Below are 14,348 nucleotides of genomic sequence, written 5' to 3'. Positions count from 1 at the left end.
TCTCACGCAGATTGGCGGCTTGCCTGCTCCGCCTCTCCAATCCCATGCGCGACAATCGGGGTTGGATCGGTGAGTCGCGTCCGACGGACGGGCCCGCCGATACCCGGCAAATCCGGCAAGGGAGTTTTGCAGCGGGGCAATCCTATGCCGGGCAGCCGCTCTGCGATACTCCGGCCGTGCCTCGCGGCCGGCCCCGAACCGGACCGGCCGCGAGGGCAGTGCGCCGCGCCCGAGACACCCCGCTGCGGCAACTTCGTCGTGATTGATACCAAGACAACCGTTCGACAACCAGCCATGCCAACCTCTCGCATCCTCGCTCCCCATCTGCGTTCCCTGGTCCGCACCGCGGACGAAGCCGCGGCGTTGATCGCCCCCGGCATGACCGTCGCGATGAGCGGCTTCACCGGCTCCGGTTACCCGAAGGCGGTGCCGGCCGCGCTGGCGGCCCGCATCGGCGCCGCCCACGCGCGCGGCGAGGCTTTCCGGATCAACGTGCTGACCGGGGCGTCGACGGCGCCGGAACTCGACGGCGCGCTGGCCCGGGCGGACGGTATCTCGATGCGGCTGCCGTATCAATCTGATCCGACCCTGCGGGACAAGATCAATGCCGGCGAACTCGACTACCAGGACATCCACCTGAGCCATGTCGCGCAATACGCGTGGTTCGGCCTGTTCGGCGAGCTGGACGTGGCGGTGGTGGAGGTGGCGGGGATCCGCGAGGACGGCCTGCTGATTCCGTCGGCGTCGGTCGGCAACAACAAGACCTGGCTCGATCGGGCGCAGCGCGTGATCCTCGAGGTGAACACGCGCCAGCCGCTCGGGCTCGACGGCATGCACGACATCTATTACGGCACGGCGCTGCCGCCGAACCGGGTGCCGATTCCGCTCGTGAAGAGCGGCGACCGGATCGGCGAGCCGTATCTGCGCTGCGCGCCGGAGAAGATCATCGCGATCGTCGAGACCGACGCGCCGGACCGCAGCAATGCGTTTTCGGCGCCCGACGCGACCTCGAAGCAGATCGCCGGGCACCTGCTCGACTTCCTGCGCCACGAGATCGCGCGCGGCCGGCTGCCGGCCGACCTGCTGCCGCTGCAGTCGGGAGTGGGCAACATCACCAACGCGGTGCTGGCCGAGTTGGGCGCGGGCGGCTTCAAGGGCCTGACGGCTTTCACCGAGGTGATCCAGGACGGCATGCTCGACCTGCTCGAGAACGGCACGCTGAGCTTCGCGTCGGCGACCGCGCTGTCGCTGAGCCCCGACGCGGTCAAGCGTTTCGCGGACGAGATCGACCGTTTCCGCGACAAGATCGTGCTGCGTCCGCAGGAGATCAGCAACCATCCAGAGTTGGTGCGCCGGCTGGGCTGCATCGCGATGAACGGGATGATCGAGGCCGACATCTACGGCAACGTGAACTCGACCCACGTGATGGGCACGAAGATCCAGAACGGCATCGGCGGTTCCGGCGACTTCGCGCGCAACGGCTACCTGTCGTGCTTCATGTCGGCGAGCACGGCGAAGGGCGGCGCGATCTCGCGGATCGTGCCGATGGCGAGCCACGTCGACCATACCGAGCATGACGTGGCGGTGGTGGTGACCGAACAGGGGCTCGCGGACCTGCGGGGGCTGTCACCGAAGCAGCGCGCGCGCGCGATCATCGCGAACTGCGCCCACCCGGACTTCCGGCCGATGCTGGCGGACTACTTCGAGCGCGCGAGCCGCGAGAGCTTCGGCAAGCAGACGCCGCACCTGCTCGGCGAGGCGCTGTCGTGGCACGAGCGCTACGTGCGCACGGGCTCGATGAAGCCCTGAGGGTCTCACCCGCGGGCGGCGCCCGGCCGCCCGCGTCCGCCTGCCGCGTCACGACGGCTTGCGCGACGCGAACAGCTCGAGATCGTTGCGCACGCCGAGCTTGCGGAACGCCGACTGCTTCTGCGCGCTGATCGTCTTGCGGCTGCGCGAGAACTTGATCGCGATTTCCGACACCGTCATCCCGTTCAGGCAGCAGCGCAGCACCTCGTGCTCGCGCGGGCTCAGCTGCGTCTCGGCGAGCTGGGCGGGCGAACTGGCCGACGTCAGCGTCACGGTCGGCGCCTCGCGGCCCGCCCGGCCGTCCCGGGCGGGCGGCACGATGCTCGCCAGTTCCATGCTCAGGTAGGTCTTGCCGCGCGCGACCACGTGGACCGCGTGCGCAAGCTCGCGCAGATCCTGGCTCTTGCCGATGAAACCTTTCGCGCCGGCCCGCATCATCAGGTTGACGGTCGCGGGCACCTCGATGCTCGATGTCATGAGGATCTCGCAGCGCTGGAAGCGGGTGTGCACGAGGCGGATCAGGTTGAGGCCGTCGATCTCGTCGGGACCGAGCACGTAGTCGAGCAGCACGACGTCGACCTGATGGGATTCGAGCCAGCGCAGCAGATCGCGCGAGCGCGAGAAATTCCCGCGGACATCGATGTCGGTCTTGTCGGCCAGGTAGTGCTCGATGCCGTGCTGGACGGCGGCATGGTCGTCCAGGATCGCGAGCGTGATCGACTTGCGGTTCGAGATCATCGGCTGCCTCTTGTGTTGTAGATGGAACGGCGGCGGGGTCGCGTGCGGCCAACCCGGGAGGGCCTGCATCGCCGGCGACGCCCAGGTCGATTTATCCCGTCCGGGGGAAATTCGGGCAGCGCCCGCGCGGGGCGAGGCGGCAGTCAGGCGAACGAATTCAGATGGCATGCGCGTGGCAATCGATATACCGGCTTCAGGTGAGTGTGCGTGTGCTGGCTGGAGGGTGATATTGAGGTTTCGTTATTCTGTAATCAATCTGTCCGGTGTCCATAGGGTAAATCCGATTTTTCATTTTCAGGGCGGCCGGAATGGCGCTCTGGTAGTGGATTTTGCCATCGGATCGAGTTGGTGGGGGTGGTGCGGCTTAAAAGGTTGGGATTGCATGTAATGATTTGATTTTTAATGTGATTTTTGTGCTTTTTGCCCAGTTCTGGAACTGCTTTTGTCGATGGGGAGGGTTGGTTTTTAGGCATATTCTTATATCCCAATGCTTAAATTTGAGGGTGTGCCTGATCGGCCGGGCAGCCGCTTGATTACTTCTGAGGTGACAAAAATAAAATGCATTGTGCCAGGAATGTATTTGATTTCGATTGAATGGGCTTGCTCTCGCGAGTGTTGAATAATATTGAGATTCGCCGTGCGAAGCGTCGTGAATTCGCTTGAGGATTTCCAATGAGCGTGCTGCGCGTGAAGAGAAAAGTCACACATTCACAGCAAGGGCGACGCGCGGGGCGCTGTCCGCATTGATCCTGGCTGGGCGAAGCAGGTTCATGATCCGGCCCCACCCATCGCCTGCGCGGCGGGCTTCTTAGGAAATGAAAAATAATTGGTTCGGCTTGGGGCGTGGCTCTTCCATAGTGGGCGCCTGATGGCTATAGGCGGCGGACGCCGCCGGCCCGATCCCATGTGGCGCGCCCGCGCGGCGCGCAATCCCGAAGGAGATGACGATGACAACCACACTCGAAGAACGACCGCTCGACGCGATCCTGCAGGCGGCGCGCGACGTAGCCGCCGCGGCGGGCCTCTCGTACGCGGGCGGCGTGGCGCCGAGCGACGCGTGGGGCCTGGTCACGCGGGGCGCGGCGCTGCTCGTCGACGTGCGCACCGCCGAGGAGCGGGCCTTCGTCGGGCAGGTGCCGGACAGCCTGCACGTGGCCTGGGCGACCGGCACGAGCCTCACGCGCAATCCGCGCTTCGTGCGCGAGCTGGAGGCGAAGACCGGCAGGGAAGCCGTCGTGTTGCTGTTGTGCCGCAGCGGCAATCGCTCGGCGCTTGCCGCCGAGGCCGCCGCGAAAGCCGGCTTCACGCAGGTCTACAACGTGCTCGAAGGTTTCGAGGGTGAACTGGACGAGGCCGGACACCGCGGCGCGATCAACGGGTGGCGGCGGCATGGGCTGCCGTGGCGGCAAGACTGAAATTCGGATCGCGCGATTTGGAACCTGGGAGGCAGTGGCCGTGGCGGTATTCGACATCGATGACATCGTGCAATCGCTTCAAACCGTGCGCCAGCGCTGGCGTGAAGTACAGCGGCGCTCGCTGGAGCCCGGCGGGCGGGATCTGCCGGCCCGCGAGGCGCTGGCCGGCATCGTCGACGCGCTGAAGGGCGTGTTGTTCCCGATGCGCCTCGGGCCGCCCGATCTGCGTCAGGAAAGCGAGAATCTTTATGTGGGGCATGCGCTCGACGAGGCGCTGCACGCGCTGCTTGCGCAGGCGCGCCTCGAGTTGCGCTACAAGCACCGCCAGCAGGCGGACGGCGGCGACGAGGCGGCGCTCGACGCCCGCGCGGCCGATGCGGCGCGCGTATTCGCGGCGCGCCTGCCCGGCATCCGCGCGCTGCTCGACAGCGACGTGCTGGCCGCCTATCACGGCGATCCGGCGGCCGGCAGCGTCGACGAGGTGCTGCTCTGTTATCCCGGCGTGCTGGCGATGATCCATCACCGGCTCGCACACGAACTGTATCGATTGGAACTGCCGCTGCTCGCGCGGATCGTGGCGGAGCACGCGCATGCGGCAACCGGGATCGACATTCATCCGGGGGCGCGGATCGGCGCGGGTTTCTTCATCGATCACGGCACGGGCGTCGTGATCGGCGAGACCGCGATCATCGGCGAGCGGGTGCGCGTCTATCAGGCGGTCACGCTCGGCGCGAAGCGTTTTCCGCGCGATGCGGCGGGCCATCTCGAGAAAGGGCTCGCGCGGCATCCGATCGTCGAGGACGACGTGGTGATCTACGCGGGCGCGACGATCCTGGGTCGCGTGACGATCGGACGCGGCGCGGTGATCGGCGGCAACGTCTGGATCACGCAGGACGTGCCGCCCGGCAGCCACGTCACGCAGGCCGTGTCGCGCAGCGACGCGGCGCGCGACGGCGCGGCATCTGTACCGGCCCGCACGGCGGGGGCGCTGTCATGAGTGCGCTGGTGCGCCGGTTCGGCAGCGCGGTTCGCGCGCAGCGCGAGGCGCTTGCCTGGTCGCAGGAGCGGCTCGCCGAGCATGCCGGGCTCAACCGCTCGTATATCGGCGAGCTGGAGCGCGGCACCGCGATCGCCTCGATCGTGACCGCGGACAAGCTCGCGCGCGCGTTCGGCGTGCCGCTCGCGCGGCTGTTGCCGGTGGGCGAGCCGGAGGAGCCTTCGGTCGTGGCGGCGCGCTGACGGCCGCGCCGATCGTCGCGGGCAGGGCGGATGGACGGGCGCGGCACGAAAGGGAGAGACGGCGGAGATCGGTCATGGCGCTCGTCCAAGCGGCTTCGATTATTTGATCAATATCGAATTCAATCGAGAGCGCCTGATTATTGTCAATCAATCGTATTGAATGGTTTGTTGGCAATATTTTAAGAAATGAGATGCTGGATTGATGATTCCGCTGTTGAGTTGGCGATGCCTTTCGTCTCCCCGAAAAACTTCCTGGATTTTCCAACGCACCATGCCGCCGGGCATGGCCTGCCGCGCATTTCCGCCCTGGCTGCGGCTTCGCATGCTCGATTCCCGAGGGTGCCCGGGTCATCGATCGGCGATGCGCCTGCAAGAACGCGGCCCCGGGTCATCAAATCTGAATAATGCCGATGTTTGACCATCAATCGGTTTAATTTGATGGCTATAGCATGTTGAGCGTCTTATTCAATCCTCTTCATAATTCCACTTCATCATAAGCTTTGCCGTTTTTCTTCTATAGACCCCGGAGCCACCTATGTCGACGATAGTGAGCGGCCAGACAGCGCTCGGCGATAACGCAGCACGGCAACTTGCCAATGCCACCAAGACCATCCCGCAGCTTTCCACGATCACGCCGCGCTGGCTCACGCATCTGTTGCAATGGGTGCCGGTCGAGGCGGGCATCTATCGGCTGAACCAGGTCCGGAATCCGGAGGCGGTGCGGGCCGCGTGCACCGCGCGCGAGGACGAGGGCGTGCTGCCGCGCACCTTCGTGCCGTACGAGGAGCAGCCGCGCGAATACTTCCTGAACGCCGTGAGCACCGTGCTCGACGTGCATACGCGGATCTCCGATCTCTACAGCAGCCCGCACGACCAGATCAAGGAGCAACTGCGCCTCACGATCGAGACGATCAAGGAACTGCAGGAAAGCCAACTGATCAACAACCCCGACTACGGCCTGCTCGCGAACGTCACGGACGAGCAGCGCGTGTTCCCGCTGACGGGCGCGCCGACGCCCGACGATCTCGACGAACTGCTGAGCCGGGTCTGGAAGGAGCCGGCGTTCTTCCTCACGCATCCGCTCGCGATCGCCGCATTCGGCCGCGAATGCACGCGGCGCGGCGTGCCGCCGCCGACCGTCAGCCTGTTCGGTTCGCAGTTCCTGACCTGGCGCGGCATTCCGCTGATCCCGTCCGACAAGGTGCCGGTCGCGGACGGCAAGACCAAGATCCTGCTGCTGCGCGTCGGCGACAAGCGTCAGGGCGTGGTCGGCCTGTACCAGCCCGGCGTCGCGGGCGAGCAGGGCCCGGGCCTGTCGGTGCGCTTCATGGGGATCAACAACCAGGCGATCGCGTCGTATCTGATTTCGCTGTACTGCTCGCTGGCCGTCCATTCACCGGATGCGCTCGCGGTCCTCGATGACGTGGAGATCGGCAAGTACCATGACTATCCGGACACCTATCGCTGATCGCGCCGGGTCGGCGCTGCCGGACCTGCCGGCGCCGCCCGTGCCGCCCGGCTTGCCCGACCCGGCCACGCTCGCGCGGCTGGCGACGGAGTTCCTCGCCGCGCTGCCCGGCCAGCCTGCCGCCCCCGACATCGCGACGGGCAGTGGCGCCGTGGGCGGCGTGCCGTCCGCGCTGCCGGCCGCCGCGCCCGCGCTGGTCTCGCTGTCCAATCCCGTGCCGCCGGGCTCGCCGCTTGCCGGGCCGGGCGGCGCCGGGACCGGCGTGCCGGGGCTGTCGTTGCCGCAGGGCAAGGTGGCGGGCGCGAATCTCGCCCCCGCCGCGCCCACCCACGTGCTGTCGCTCGGCAATCGCGCGCCGGCGCTCGCACCGCATGCGGCCGCCGCGAACGGCTTGCCCGACACCGTGGTGTCGATCGCGCCTGCGCTGGAGCCGCGCCTCGGCGGCGCGGCGCTCGGCGTGCCACAGGCGGACGGGCTTGCGGGGCGCGACGCGCGTCCGGAGCCGGCCGCGGCCGCGTCGCCGTACTACTTCGTCGACGCGTCGCGGCACGGCTGGCCGCGCGAAGCGCCGGATCTCGTCGTGCCGTCGCACGACGCCGTGTCGCCGGAGACGTTCGGCCTGCCCGGTGACGACGCGCTGCGTGCGTTGCTGTCGAAGGGCGCGCCGGGCGGGGCGCCGTCGACCGATGGCGCGTCGCGCTATTTCATCGACGATGCAGCTGCCGCGCCCTGGTCGCGCGGCGCGGTGGGCGGCGCGCATCCGCCGTTCGACGTGCAGGCGGTGCGTCGCGACTTCCCGATCCTGCAGGAGCGCGTGAACGGCCGGCCGCTCGTCTGGTTCGACAACGCGGCCACCACGCACAAGCCGCAGGCCGTGATCGATCGTCTCGCGTATTTCTATGCGCACGAGAACTCGAACATCCACCGCGCCGCGCATGCGCTGGCGGGCCGCGCAACGGATGCCTACGAGCAGGCGCGCGACACGGCGCGGCGTTTCATCGGCGCGGCGTCGTCGGACGAGATCGTGTTCGTGCGCGGCACGACCGAGGCGATCAACCTGATTGCGAAGAGCTGGGGCGCGCAGCATGTCGGCGCGGGCGACGAGATCATCGTGTCGCATCTCGAGCATCACGCGAACATCGTGCCGTGGCAGCAACTCGCCGCGGAGAAGGGCGCGACGCTGCGCGTGATTCCGGTCGACGATTCGGGGCAGGTGCTGCTCGACGAATACCGGAAGCTGCTGAACGACCGCACCCGGATCGTGTCGGTCACGCAGGTGTCGAATGCGCTCGGCACGGTCGTGCCGGTGAAGGAGATCGTCGAGCTGGCGCATCGCGCGGGCGCGAAGGCGCTCGTCGACGGGGCGCAGTCGATCTCGCACATGCGCATCGACGTGCAGGCGCTCGATGCCGACTTCTTCGTGTTCTCGGGGCACAAGATCTACGGCCCGACCGGCATCGGCGTGGTGTACGGCAAGCGCGCGATCCTCGACGACATGCCGCCCTGGCAGGGCGGCGGCAACATGATCGCGGACGTGACGTTCGAGCGCACGGTGTTCCAGCCGCCGCCGAACCGTTTCGAGGCGGGCACCGGCAACATCGCGGATGCCGTGGGTCTCGGCGCAGCGCTCGACTACGTGAGCCGGATCGGCATCGAGAACATCGCCCGCTACGAGCACGACCTGCTCGCCTACGCGACGCATGCGCTCGCGCCGGTGCCGGGCGTGCGGCTCGTCGGGACGGCGCGCGACAAGGCGAGCGTGTTGTCGTTCGTCTTGAAGGGCTATACGACCGAGGAGGTCGGGCAGGCGCTGAACGAGGAGGGCATCGCGGTGCGTTCCGGCCATCACTGCGCCCAGCCGATCCTGCGCCGTTTCGGGCTGGAGACGACGGTGCGGCCGTCGCTTGCGTTCTACAACACCTGCGATGAGGTCGATGCGCTGGTGGATGTCGTGCGGCGTCTGGCGGCGCGGCGCGGGTAGACGCGGGCAGGCCGGCGGGTTGGGGTGGACGGCGCGGGCTCCTTGCGGGGCCCGCGCTTTTTCATGGTTCGTCGTCGCGGAACGCAGGGGAACGCGGCGTGGATCGTGAGGAAGGCGTATTCCCCGTCGCGATACGCGCGGGCCCGATGCCTGACGACCTTGATGGAGGGATGCCTTCGACGACGTCGGCGCCGATCGATGGCGGGACGCTTGGGCATCGATCGACGGTCCCCGACAGCGCCGTCGAATTCCTCCATCGCGTTCGCGCGCGGGGTATCGGGAACGGCGCCGCCTCGTGGCAGGCTTGCGTTGACGCTACAATCCCACCGGTTGCGACCGTCGGGTCGGTGTGAACGCAAGCGAAAACATTATCGGGAGTACGAGAGAATATGCAAAATCATCAGCCGGGGACACTGCAGGCCCCTTCGGGAAAAGATCTTTTCGTCCCGCGGCTCCTGATCGGCCTCTTCCAGGGATTAATGCTGTATCTGCTTCTGAACGCGGCAGCGCATCGCAGCGGCATCGCGACCGTTCCGCTTCTGTTCTTTCCGCTGCTGCTCGTCGGCCTATTCATCCCGCCGGTATGGATCGTGGGCCTGCAACGGATGAGATGGGCTCGGCTCGCGATGTGGACGGTCCTGCTTGCTGCGGTCGTGGCGATCCTTGGCTGTCACGACGCGTGGCGATCGGTCGGCATCGACGCTGCCGGGATACAACCATCGGGCCGCGCCGAGGTTCCGCTGCCGTCGATGGCCGTGACCTTCTACAGCGGCGCGATGGTGTTTATTGCGTACTGCCTCGTCCTCGCCGGGGAGTCTGCAAGGTCGTGGTTTGCTCCGTACGAGTCGTACTTCGAGTGCAGTTGGAAACTCGTGTTGCAGGTGTTGCTGTCCGGGATGTTCGTAGGCGCGCTGTTTCTCGTGCTCTGGCTGGGCTCGGCGCTCTTCCTCCTGCTGAAACTGGATTTCCTCCAGCAACTCCTGCATGAAGCATGGTTCAACGTTCCCGTGATCGCGATGGCGTTTGCCTCGGCCCTCCATGTCACCGATGTGCGGCCGGACATTATCCGGGGCTCGCGCACGCTCATCCTGTCGCTGCTCTCGTGGTTGCTCCTGGTCCTCGTCGTCCTCGTCGGCGGATTCCTCGCGTCACTGCCGTTCACGGGGCTTGGATTATTGTGGGCCACGAAGTCCGGTGCGTGGATTCTGCTCGGCGTGGCGGCGCTACAGGTCGTGTTCATCAACGCCGCCTTGAAGAGCGGCCTGGAGTCCGACCAGATATCGCGCGTTCTGCGGGTCTGCATGAGAATTGCATGCCTGATGCTGCCCGTCCTGGTGATACTCGCAACCTACGCCCTCGCGTTGCGGATCAGGCAGTATGGATTCACGCCGCATCGCGTTTTGGCCTGCTCGGGCGCATTCGTCGCTTACTTCTACGCCATCGGCTACGCATGGGTCGCGCTCACCCGCACCGGCAACCTGGCGAAGATCGGGTCTGTCAACGTGGTCACGGCCTGGGTGTCGCTGGCGGTTCTCGTGGCCGTATTCACGCCGTTGGCCGACCCCGCACGTCTGTCGGTGGCCAGTCAGGTGGACCGTCTTCTGGCCGGGAAGGTCGTCGCCGAGGATTTCGACTACGACTTCCTTCGGTACGACGCCGCAAGATATGGCCTGCAGGCGCTCGCGCGACTGCGGGGGGAGACGCGCGGATCGAATGCCGAAACGATTCGCGAACTGAGCGCGCGGGCTGCGAATCAACCCGGTTCAAGTCGTTGGAACGCGACCCGCCCGGACGCCGCGGCGCTCGCTCGCAATATCGAGTCGCGTACGCCCGGGCAATCGGTTCCGGGGGCGTTTCTCTCGACGGACTGGGCGCGGAGCACGCAATACGAAACGCTTCCGGTCTGCCTGCGCTTTCGCATAGAGAAGTGCGACGCTTATTTCGTCAACCTGACCGGGGAGCGCCAACCCGACGTTGTGCTCGTGCCGAACAACGGAAGCGTCGGATACGTGTTTGGTCAGGCCGGCAATGGGGATTGGCAACTTGTCGGACAATTTTCGATCGCGCCGGATTGCGTCGCGATGCGCGCCGCCTTGGCGAAGGGAACGTTTCAGCTCGTCGAGCCTCGACGGCGAGACATTCAGATCAATGGTCGACGCATCGAGGTGAAAGCGGCATGGGCGCCTGACGCGGCGTGCTCGAAGTAAGCGAGCGTACTGGAGGATGAGCGCCCACGGCCGCCAGCCAAGGGCGACGTCGACGTGCCGGCAGAATGATGGCCGCCGCGGGGGCAGGCATGGCGCGGTCGGAACTCGGTTGCGGTGCGTCTTTGAATCCGCTAAACGCGCGGATCATTCGAATAGCCGCTATCGGGTGGGTCGAGAGGCCTCCCTGGGTTGGTAGACGACTGCCACTGAATTCCGCGAGGAATTTTTGTTGGCGAGCGGGCGGGCAACCATGACGAAACGAAACAACGTCATGCGCGGCGTTCCGCTAGGATCGACCTTTCCTCCACGCTCGATATGCCGCCTCATGATCGAATTCCGCCTGCTGGACCTGGCCGATGCCGCCGCGTTCAAGACCTTGCGCCTCGCGGCCATCGATAACGCGCCGACCGCCGTATGGCCGACTCGCGAGGAGGAAGCGGCCGCGTCGCTCGACGCGTGCGCGGCGCGGATTCGAACCACCCCGAATCAGGCGGTGGTCGGCGTGTGGATCGACGGCGTCCTGGCCGGCATCACCGGAGTTCGGCGCGAGCCGTTCGTGCAGGTTAGTCACCAGGCGCTGATCTGGGGCGTGTTCGTCGATGCCGCGCACCGCGGCCAGGGATTTGCGCGTCGTCTGGTCGACGCGGCGATCGAACATGCGGCTGCCAACTGGGGCGTGGTTCAGATCAAGCTGTGCGTGAATACCGAAAACGTCGCGGCGAAGACGCTGTATGAATCGCTCGGCTTCGTGACGTTCGGGATCGAGGCGCGCTCGATGCGGGTCGCGGGGCGCTTTTACGATGAAGCGCATATGGTCAAGAAGCTGGATTGAGCGGGAGCGTGGAGGCGAATCCGGTCGGAGATGTCGCGCAGCGTGCATGGCGAGGTTTCGTTGCGCGCGCATCGATGATGGTGCGGCGGCCTCGCCGAGGCCGGCGATACATACCTTGCGCTCGGGGCCGGGTTGAGCGCTCCGGCGCGCGCCGCATTCGCGTGGGCGGCAGTGGGCGCATCGCCCTCATCCAGGCCGGGTACGGGCGGCGGCCGTCTCGTGCGGCCTGACCCGACCCGGGCGAGCCCAGGCGCGCGCGCTACCTCACCCCGACGAGTCGCGCGCGCCTCGGGCGGGAACCGTCCCCAGCGCGCGCGGCAGGCCAAGCTTGCCGATCCAGCCCGCGAGCGCGCTTCTCCACCACGGCGGCGGCGCGTCGACCAGGCCGCTCACCGCCCGCCCGCTATCCGCGGTCCATTCGACATAGGCGTCGTCCGTGAGCGTATGGGCCTCGCCTTCGTCGAGCACGATCGTGAGCGCGGGCGCGGCGCCCGACAGCCAATGCAGCGCGGCATCGCGGCAGGTGACGCGCAGCCGGCCGTGCAACGCGACCAGCACGCTGCCGCGCTTGAGTTGGCGCGCGTGGCGCGCGCCGGAACAACAGCTGAGTTCTTCGGTGGACATGTCGCTATCCCAGATCGTTTCGCGCGCGGCATGGATGTGCCGCGCTTCGCGGCCGGGTTCGGCCGTTGTCGGATAGCTTAAGAAAGCGCGCCCATGGACAACAGATCCAGCCGTCGTGAATCTGTTGCGCAGCAGACGCGGCCCGCGCGTATCTGTTACCGTCCGAATTCCGTTGATCTGTATCTGGCGCCCAGTCAGCCAAATGGGCACGATCCCCCGATGAAACCGAATCACGACGCGCGCCGCGCGTATCTGCCGCTCGCCGACGAACCCCTGTACGAACGCCTGGCCGAGCACTATCGCCGGATCATCGCAGCCGGCACGCTCGCGCCCGGCGACCGCATGCCCTCGGTGCGCGCGTTGATGGACCAGCACGAGGTGAGCCTGTCCACCGCGCTGCAAGTGTTCCGGCGGCTCGAGGACAGTGGCTGGCTGACCGCCCGGCCGCGCTCCGGCTACTTCGTGCGCCGGCCGGCCGCGAAGCTGGCGGCGCTGCACGAACCCGATCTGCCGTCGCTGCCGCTCGCGGCGGACTACGTCGGCCTGCACGCACGCGTGTCGCGCGTGGTCGAGCGGGCGCGCCAGCAGCCCGACGCGCTGAACCTCGGCGGCGCGACGGCCGGCGCTGCGCTGTATCCGGCCGAGCGGCTCCAGTCGCTCGCGATCCGCGCGCTGCGACAGCGGCCGACGCTGTTGACGGAGCCGGGGCAGGACGCCGGCGCGCCGGAATATCGGCAGGCGGTCGCGCGTCGCGCGCTGTCGTATGGCGTGACGGTGTCGCCCGACGAGGTGCTGGCGACGAGCGGCAGCGTCGATGCGGTGAATCTCGCGCTGCGCGCGGTCGCGAAACCGGGCGACATGGTCGTGATCGAATCGCCGGCTTTCTTCGGGCTGTTGCAGATCCTTGAAAGCCATGGGCTGCGCGCGCTGGAGATTCCGACCAGCCCGACCACCGGGATCTCGCTCGAAGCGCTCGACGTGGCGCTCGCCGCCTACGATTCGATCAAGGCGATCGTGGTCGTGCCGATCCTGCAGAACCCGCTCGGCTGCATCATGCCCGACGAGCGCAAGGCCGAACTGGTGGCGCTGGGCGCCCGCTACGGCGTGGCGATCATCGAGGACGACCCGTATCGCGAACTCGCCGACGACGCGGACCGGGCAAGACCCGTCAAGGCCTGGGATCGCGACGGCGGGGTGATCTACTGCCCGTCGTTCAACAAGGTGCTGGCGCCCGGCATGCGGCTCGGCTGGATGGCCGCGGGCCGCTGGCACGCGCGCGTACGGATGCTGAACTTCACGCAAAGCCGCCACAACGAGGCGCTGTCTCAGGCGGTGGTGGCCGAATTCATCGGCTCGGGGGCGTTCGACCGGCATCTGCGCCAGCTGCGCGAGCGCTTGCGCGCGCAGCGCGAGCAGACGGTCGACGCGATCGCGCGGCATTTCCCGGACGGCACGCGGCTCAATGCGCCGCCGGGCGGCTTGCTGCTGTGGCTGGCGCTGCCGGAGCACGTGCGTTCCGAAGCGTTGTTCGACGCGGCGCTCGCGCGCGGCATCCGGATCGCGCCGGGGGCGATCTTCTCGAATTCGGACCGCTTCGACGCCTGCATGCGCGTGAGTTGCCCGTATCCGTTCGATGCGCGGCTGGACGCGGCGTTTCACACGCTGGGCGGGCTGGTGCGGGAAGCCGCCTGACCGGCGCGGCCGCGCCGATCAGCGACCGGCGGTCTGGGCGGCGAGATGCTGCCGGATCAGCGACAGGTAGCGGTCGCCCACCGTGTGGTCGACCTGCGAGCGCGGCATGGGGCGGCGCACCGCCTGCGGCGGCCATACCCCGAGATAGCGGCAGACCGCCGACAGATAGGGCTTGCGAACGCGCCCCATTTGCACCGCGGCGCGCTGCACGCGCTCGTCGCCGACCTGGCTGCGCAGCCAGACGAGGATTTGACGGTCGGTTTCATTGACGATACGGACCAGGTGTTCCATCGCACACCCCACTGGATATCAATACAGTACTGTTAATATATCCAGTATTCGG

Annotated in this window: 14 protein-coding genes; 9 read left to right on the top strand and 5 right to left on the bottom strand. The window is 67.1% G+C overall.

All coding sequences use genetic code 11. The annotated features are described in order from the left end of the window. Positions 1–294: 294 nt before the first annotated feature. Positions 295–1,809 carry an acetyl-CoA hydrolase/transferase family protein gene (locus Bsp3421_RS12375; RefSeq protein ID WP_273996250.1) on the top strand — a complete coding sequence of 505 codons (1,515 nt, stop codon included), beginning with the start codon at positions 295–297 and terminating at the stop codon, positions 1,807–1,809. A gap of 48 nt (positions 1,810–1,857) precedes the next feature. Here the strand turns inward: Bsp3421_RS12375 and Bsp3421_RS12370 are convergent, their stop codons facing one another. Both Bsp3421_RS12370 and Bsp3421_RS12365 read right to left on the bottom strand, forming a co-directional pair. Next, a complete protein-coding gene (locus tag Bsp3421_RS12370) occupies positions 1,858–2,547 on the bottom strand; it encodes a response regulator transcription factor (RefSeq protein WP_273996249.1) in 690 nt (229 codons plus the stop codon). Between the two features lie 251 nt (positions 2,548–2,798). Beyond that, positions 2,799–3,020 (bottom strand): hypothetical protein, encoded by a 222-nt coding sequence (locus Bsp3421_RS12365; protein ID WP_273996248.1) that lies wholly within the window; start codon positions 3,018–3,020, stop codon positions 2,799–2,801. Between the two features lie 474 nt (positions 3,021–3,494). Here Bsp3421_RS12365 and Bsp3421_RS12360 point away from each other — a divergent pair, with 474 nt between their 5' ends. From Bsp3421_RS12360 to Bsp3421_RS12350, 3 genes are read left to right on the top strand one after another with little or no spacing between them, the layout of a single operon-like run. Beyond that, entirely contained in the window at positions 3,495–3,962 is a 468-nt protein-coding gene (locus tag Bsp3421_RS12360) for a rhodanese-like domain-containing protein (RefSeq protein WP_273996247.1), read from the top strand. Positions 3,963–4,002: 40 nt separating this feature from the next. Next, positions 4,003–4,959, top strand: coding sequence for a serine O-acetyltransferase EpsC (epsC, locus tag Bsp3421_RS12355; RefSeq protein WP_273996246.1), 957 nt, complete (start codon positions 4,003–4,005; stop codon positions 4,957–4,959). Next, positions 4,956–5,201 carry a helix-turn-helix domain-containing protein gene (locus tag Bsp3421_RS12350; RefSeq protein WP_273996245.1) on the top strand — a complete coding sequence of 82 codons (246 nt, stop codon included), beginning with the start codon at positions 4,956–4,958 and terminating at the stop codon, positions 5,199–5,201. Before epsC ends, Bsp3421_RS12350 begins: the two co-directional genes overlap by 4 nt. Before the next feature lie 147 nt (positions 5,202–5,348). Here Bsp3421_RS12350 and Bsp3421_RS12345 read toward each other — a convergent pair whose 3' ends face one another. Continuing rightward, positions 5,349–5,525 (bottom strand): hypothetical protein, encoded by a 177-nt coding sequence (locus tag Bsp3421_RS12345; RefSeq protein ID WP_273996244.1) that lies wholly within the window; start codon positions 5,523–5,525, stop codon positions 5,349–5,351. Positions 5,526–5,736: 211 nt separating this feature from the next. Between Bsp3421_RS12345 and Bsp3421_RS12340 the strand changes: the two genes are divergently transcribed. The 4 genes from Bsp3421_RS12340 (at position 5,737) to Bsp3421_RS12325 (ending at position 11,689) form a co-directional block, all read left to right on the top strand. After that, complete coding sequence (locus Bsp3421_RS12340) at positions 5,737–6,669, top strand: family 2A encapsulin nanocompartment shell protein (protein ID WP_273996243.1); 933 nt, start codon at positions 5,737–5,739, stop codon at positions 6,667–6,669. Next, complete coding sequence (locus Bsp3421_RS12335; RefSeq protein ID WP_273996242.1) at positions 6,644–8,650, top strand: family 2A encapsulin nanocompartment cargo protein cysteine desulfurase; 2,007 nt, start codon at positions 6,644–6,646, stop codon at positions 8,648–8,650. Before Bsp3421_RS12340 ends, Bsp3421_RS12335 begins: the two co-directional genes overlap by 26 nt. Before the next feature lie 389 nt (positions 8,651–9,039). Continuing rightward, entirely contained in the window at positions 9,040–10,857 is a 1,818-nt protein-coding gene (locus tag Bsp3421_RS12330; protein WP_273996241.1) for a DUF4153 domain-containing protein, read from the top strand. Between the two features lie 325 nt (positions 10,858–11,182). Continuing rightward, a complete protein-coding gene (locus Bsp3421_RS12325) occupies positions 11,183–11,689 on the top strand; it encodes a GNAT family N-acetyltransferase (RefSeq protein ID WP_273996240.1) in 507 nt (168 codons plus the stop codon). A gap of 264 nt (positions 11,690–11,953) precedes the next feature. Here Bsp3421_RS12325 and Bsp3421_RS12320 read toward each other — a convergent pair whose 3' ends face one another. Next, a complete protein-coding gene (locus Bsp3421_RS12320; RefSeq protein WP_273996239.1) occupies positions 11,954–12,313 on the bottom strand; it encodes a hypothetical protein in 360 nt (119 codons plus the stop codon). 219 nt (positions 12,314–12,532) lie between these two features. Between Bsp3421_RS12320 and Bsp3421_RS12315 the strand changes: the two genes are divergently transcribed. Next, positions 12,533–14,005 (top strand): aminotransferase-like domain-containing protein, encoded by a 1,473-nt coding sequence (locus Bsp3421_RS12315; protein WP_273996238.1) that lies wholly within the window; start codon positions 12,533–12,535, stop codon positions 14,003–14,005. Positions 14,006–14,023: 18 nt separating this feature from the next. Here the strand turns inward: Bsp3421_RS12315 and Bsp3421_RS12310 are convergent, their stop codons facing one another. Continuing rightward, positions 14,024–14,296 carry a hypothetical protein gene (locus Bsp3421_RS12310; protein WP_273996237.1) on the bottom strand — a complete coding sequence of 91 codons (273 nt, stop codon included), beginning with the start codon at positions 14,294–14,296 and terminating at the stop codon, positions 14,024–14,026. Between the last annotated feature and the right edge of the window lie 52 nt (positions 14,297–14,348).

Origin of the sequence: Burkholderia sp. FERM BP-3421, assembly GCF_028657905.1 — a bacterium.
Classification (GTDB): Bacteria; Pseudomonadota; Gammaproteobacteria; order Burkholderiales; family Burkholderiaceae; genus Burkholderia.
This window is presented reverse-complemented; position numbering and strand designations above follow the sequence as displayed.

Excerpts from the sequence above, each read along its gene's own strand:
- Bsp3421_RS12375 (WP_273996250.1), top strand. The coding sequence starts at position 295 with ATGCCAACCTCTCGCATCCTCGCTCCCCATCTGCGTTCCCTGGTCCGC.
- Bsp3421_RS12370 (WP_273996249.1), bottom strand. The coding sequence starts at position 2,547 with ATGATCTCGAACCGCAAGTCGATCACGCTCGCGATCCTGGACGACCAT.
- Bsp3421_RS12365 (WP_273996248.1), bottom strand. The coding sequence starts at position 3,020 with ATGCCTAAAAACCAACCCTCCCCATCGACAAAAGCAGTTCCAGAACTG.
- Bsp3421_RS12360 (WP_273996247.1), top strand. The coding sequence starts at position 3,495 with ATGACAACCACACTCGAAGAACGACCGCTCGACGCGATCCTGCAGGCG.
- Bsp3421_RS12350 (WP_273996245.1), top strand. The coding sequence starts at position 4,956 with ATGAGTGCGCTGGTGCGCCGGTTCGGCAGCGCGGTTCGCGCGCAGCGC.
- Bsp3421_RS12345 (WP_273996244.1), bottom strand. The coding sequence starts at position 5,525 with ATGCGAAGCCGCAGCCAGGGCGGAAATGCGCGGCAGGCCATGCCCGGC.
- Bsp3421_RS12340 (WP_273996243.1), top strand. The coding sequence starts at position 5,737 with ATGTCGACGATAGTGAGCGGCCAGACAGCGCTCGGCGATAACGCAGCA.
- Bsp3421_RS12335 (WP_273996242.1), top strand. The coding sequence starts at position 6,644 with ATGACTATCCGGACACCTATCGCTGATCGCGCCGGGTCGGCGCTGCCG.
- Bsp3421_RS12330 (WP_273996241.1), top strand. The coding sequence starts at position 9,040 with ATGCAAAATCATCAGCCGGGGACACTGCAGGCCCCTTCGGGAAAAGAT.
- Bsp3421_RS12325 (WP_273996240.1), top strand. The coding sequence starts at position 11,183 with ATGATCGAATTCCGCCTGCTGGACCTGGCCGATGCCGCCGCGTTCAAG.
- Bsp3421_RS12320 (WP_273996239.1), bottom strand. The coding sequence starts at position 12,313 with ATGTCCACCGAAGAACTCAGCTGTTGTTCCGGCGCGCGCCACGCGCGC.
- Bsp3421_RS12315 (WP_273996238.1), top strand. The coding sequence starts at position 12,533 with ATGAAACCGAATCACGACGCGCGCCGCGCGTATCTGCCGCTCGCCGAC.
- Bsp3421_RS12310 (WP_273996237.1), bottom strand. The coding sequence starts at position 14,296 with ATGGAACACCTGGTCCGTATCGTCAATGAAACCGACCGTCAAATCCTC.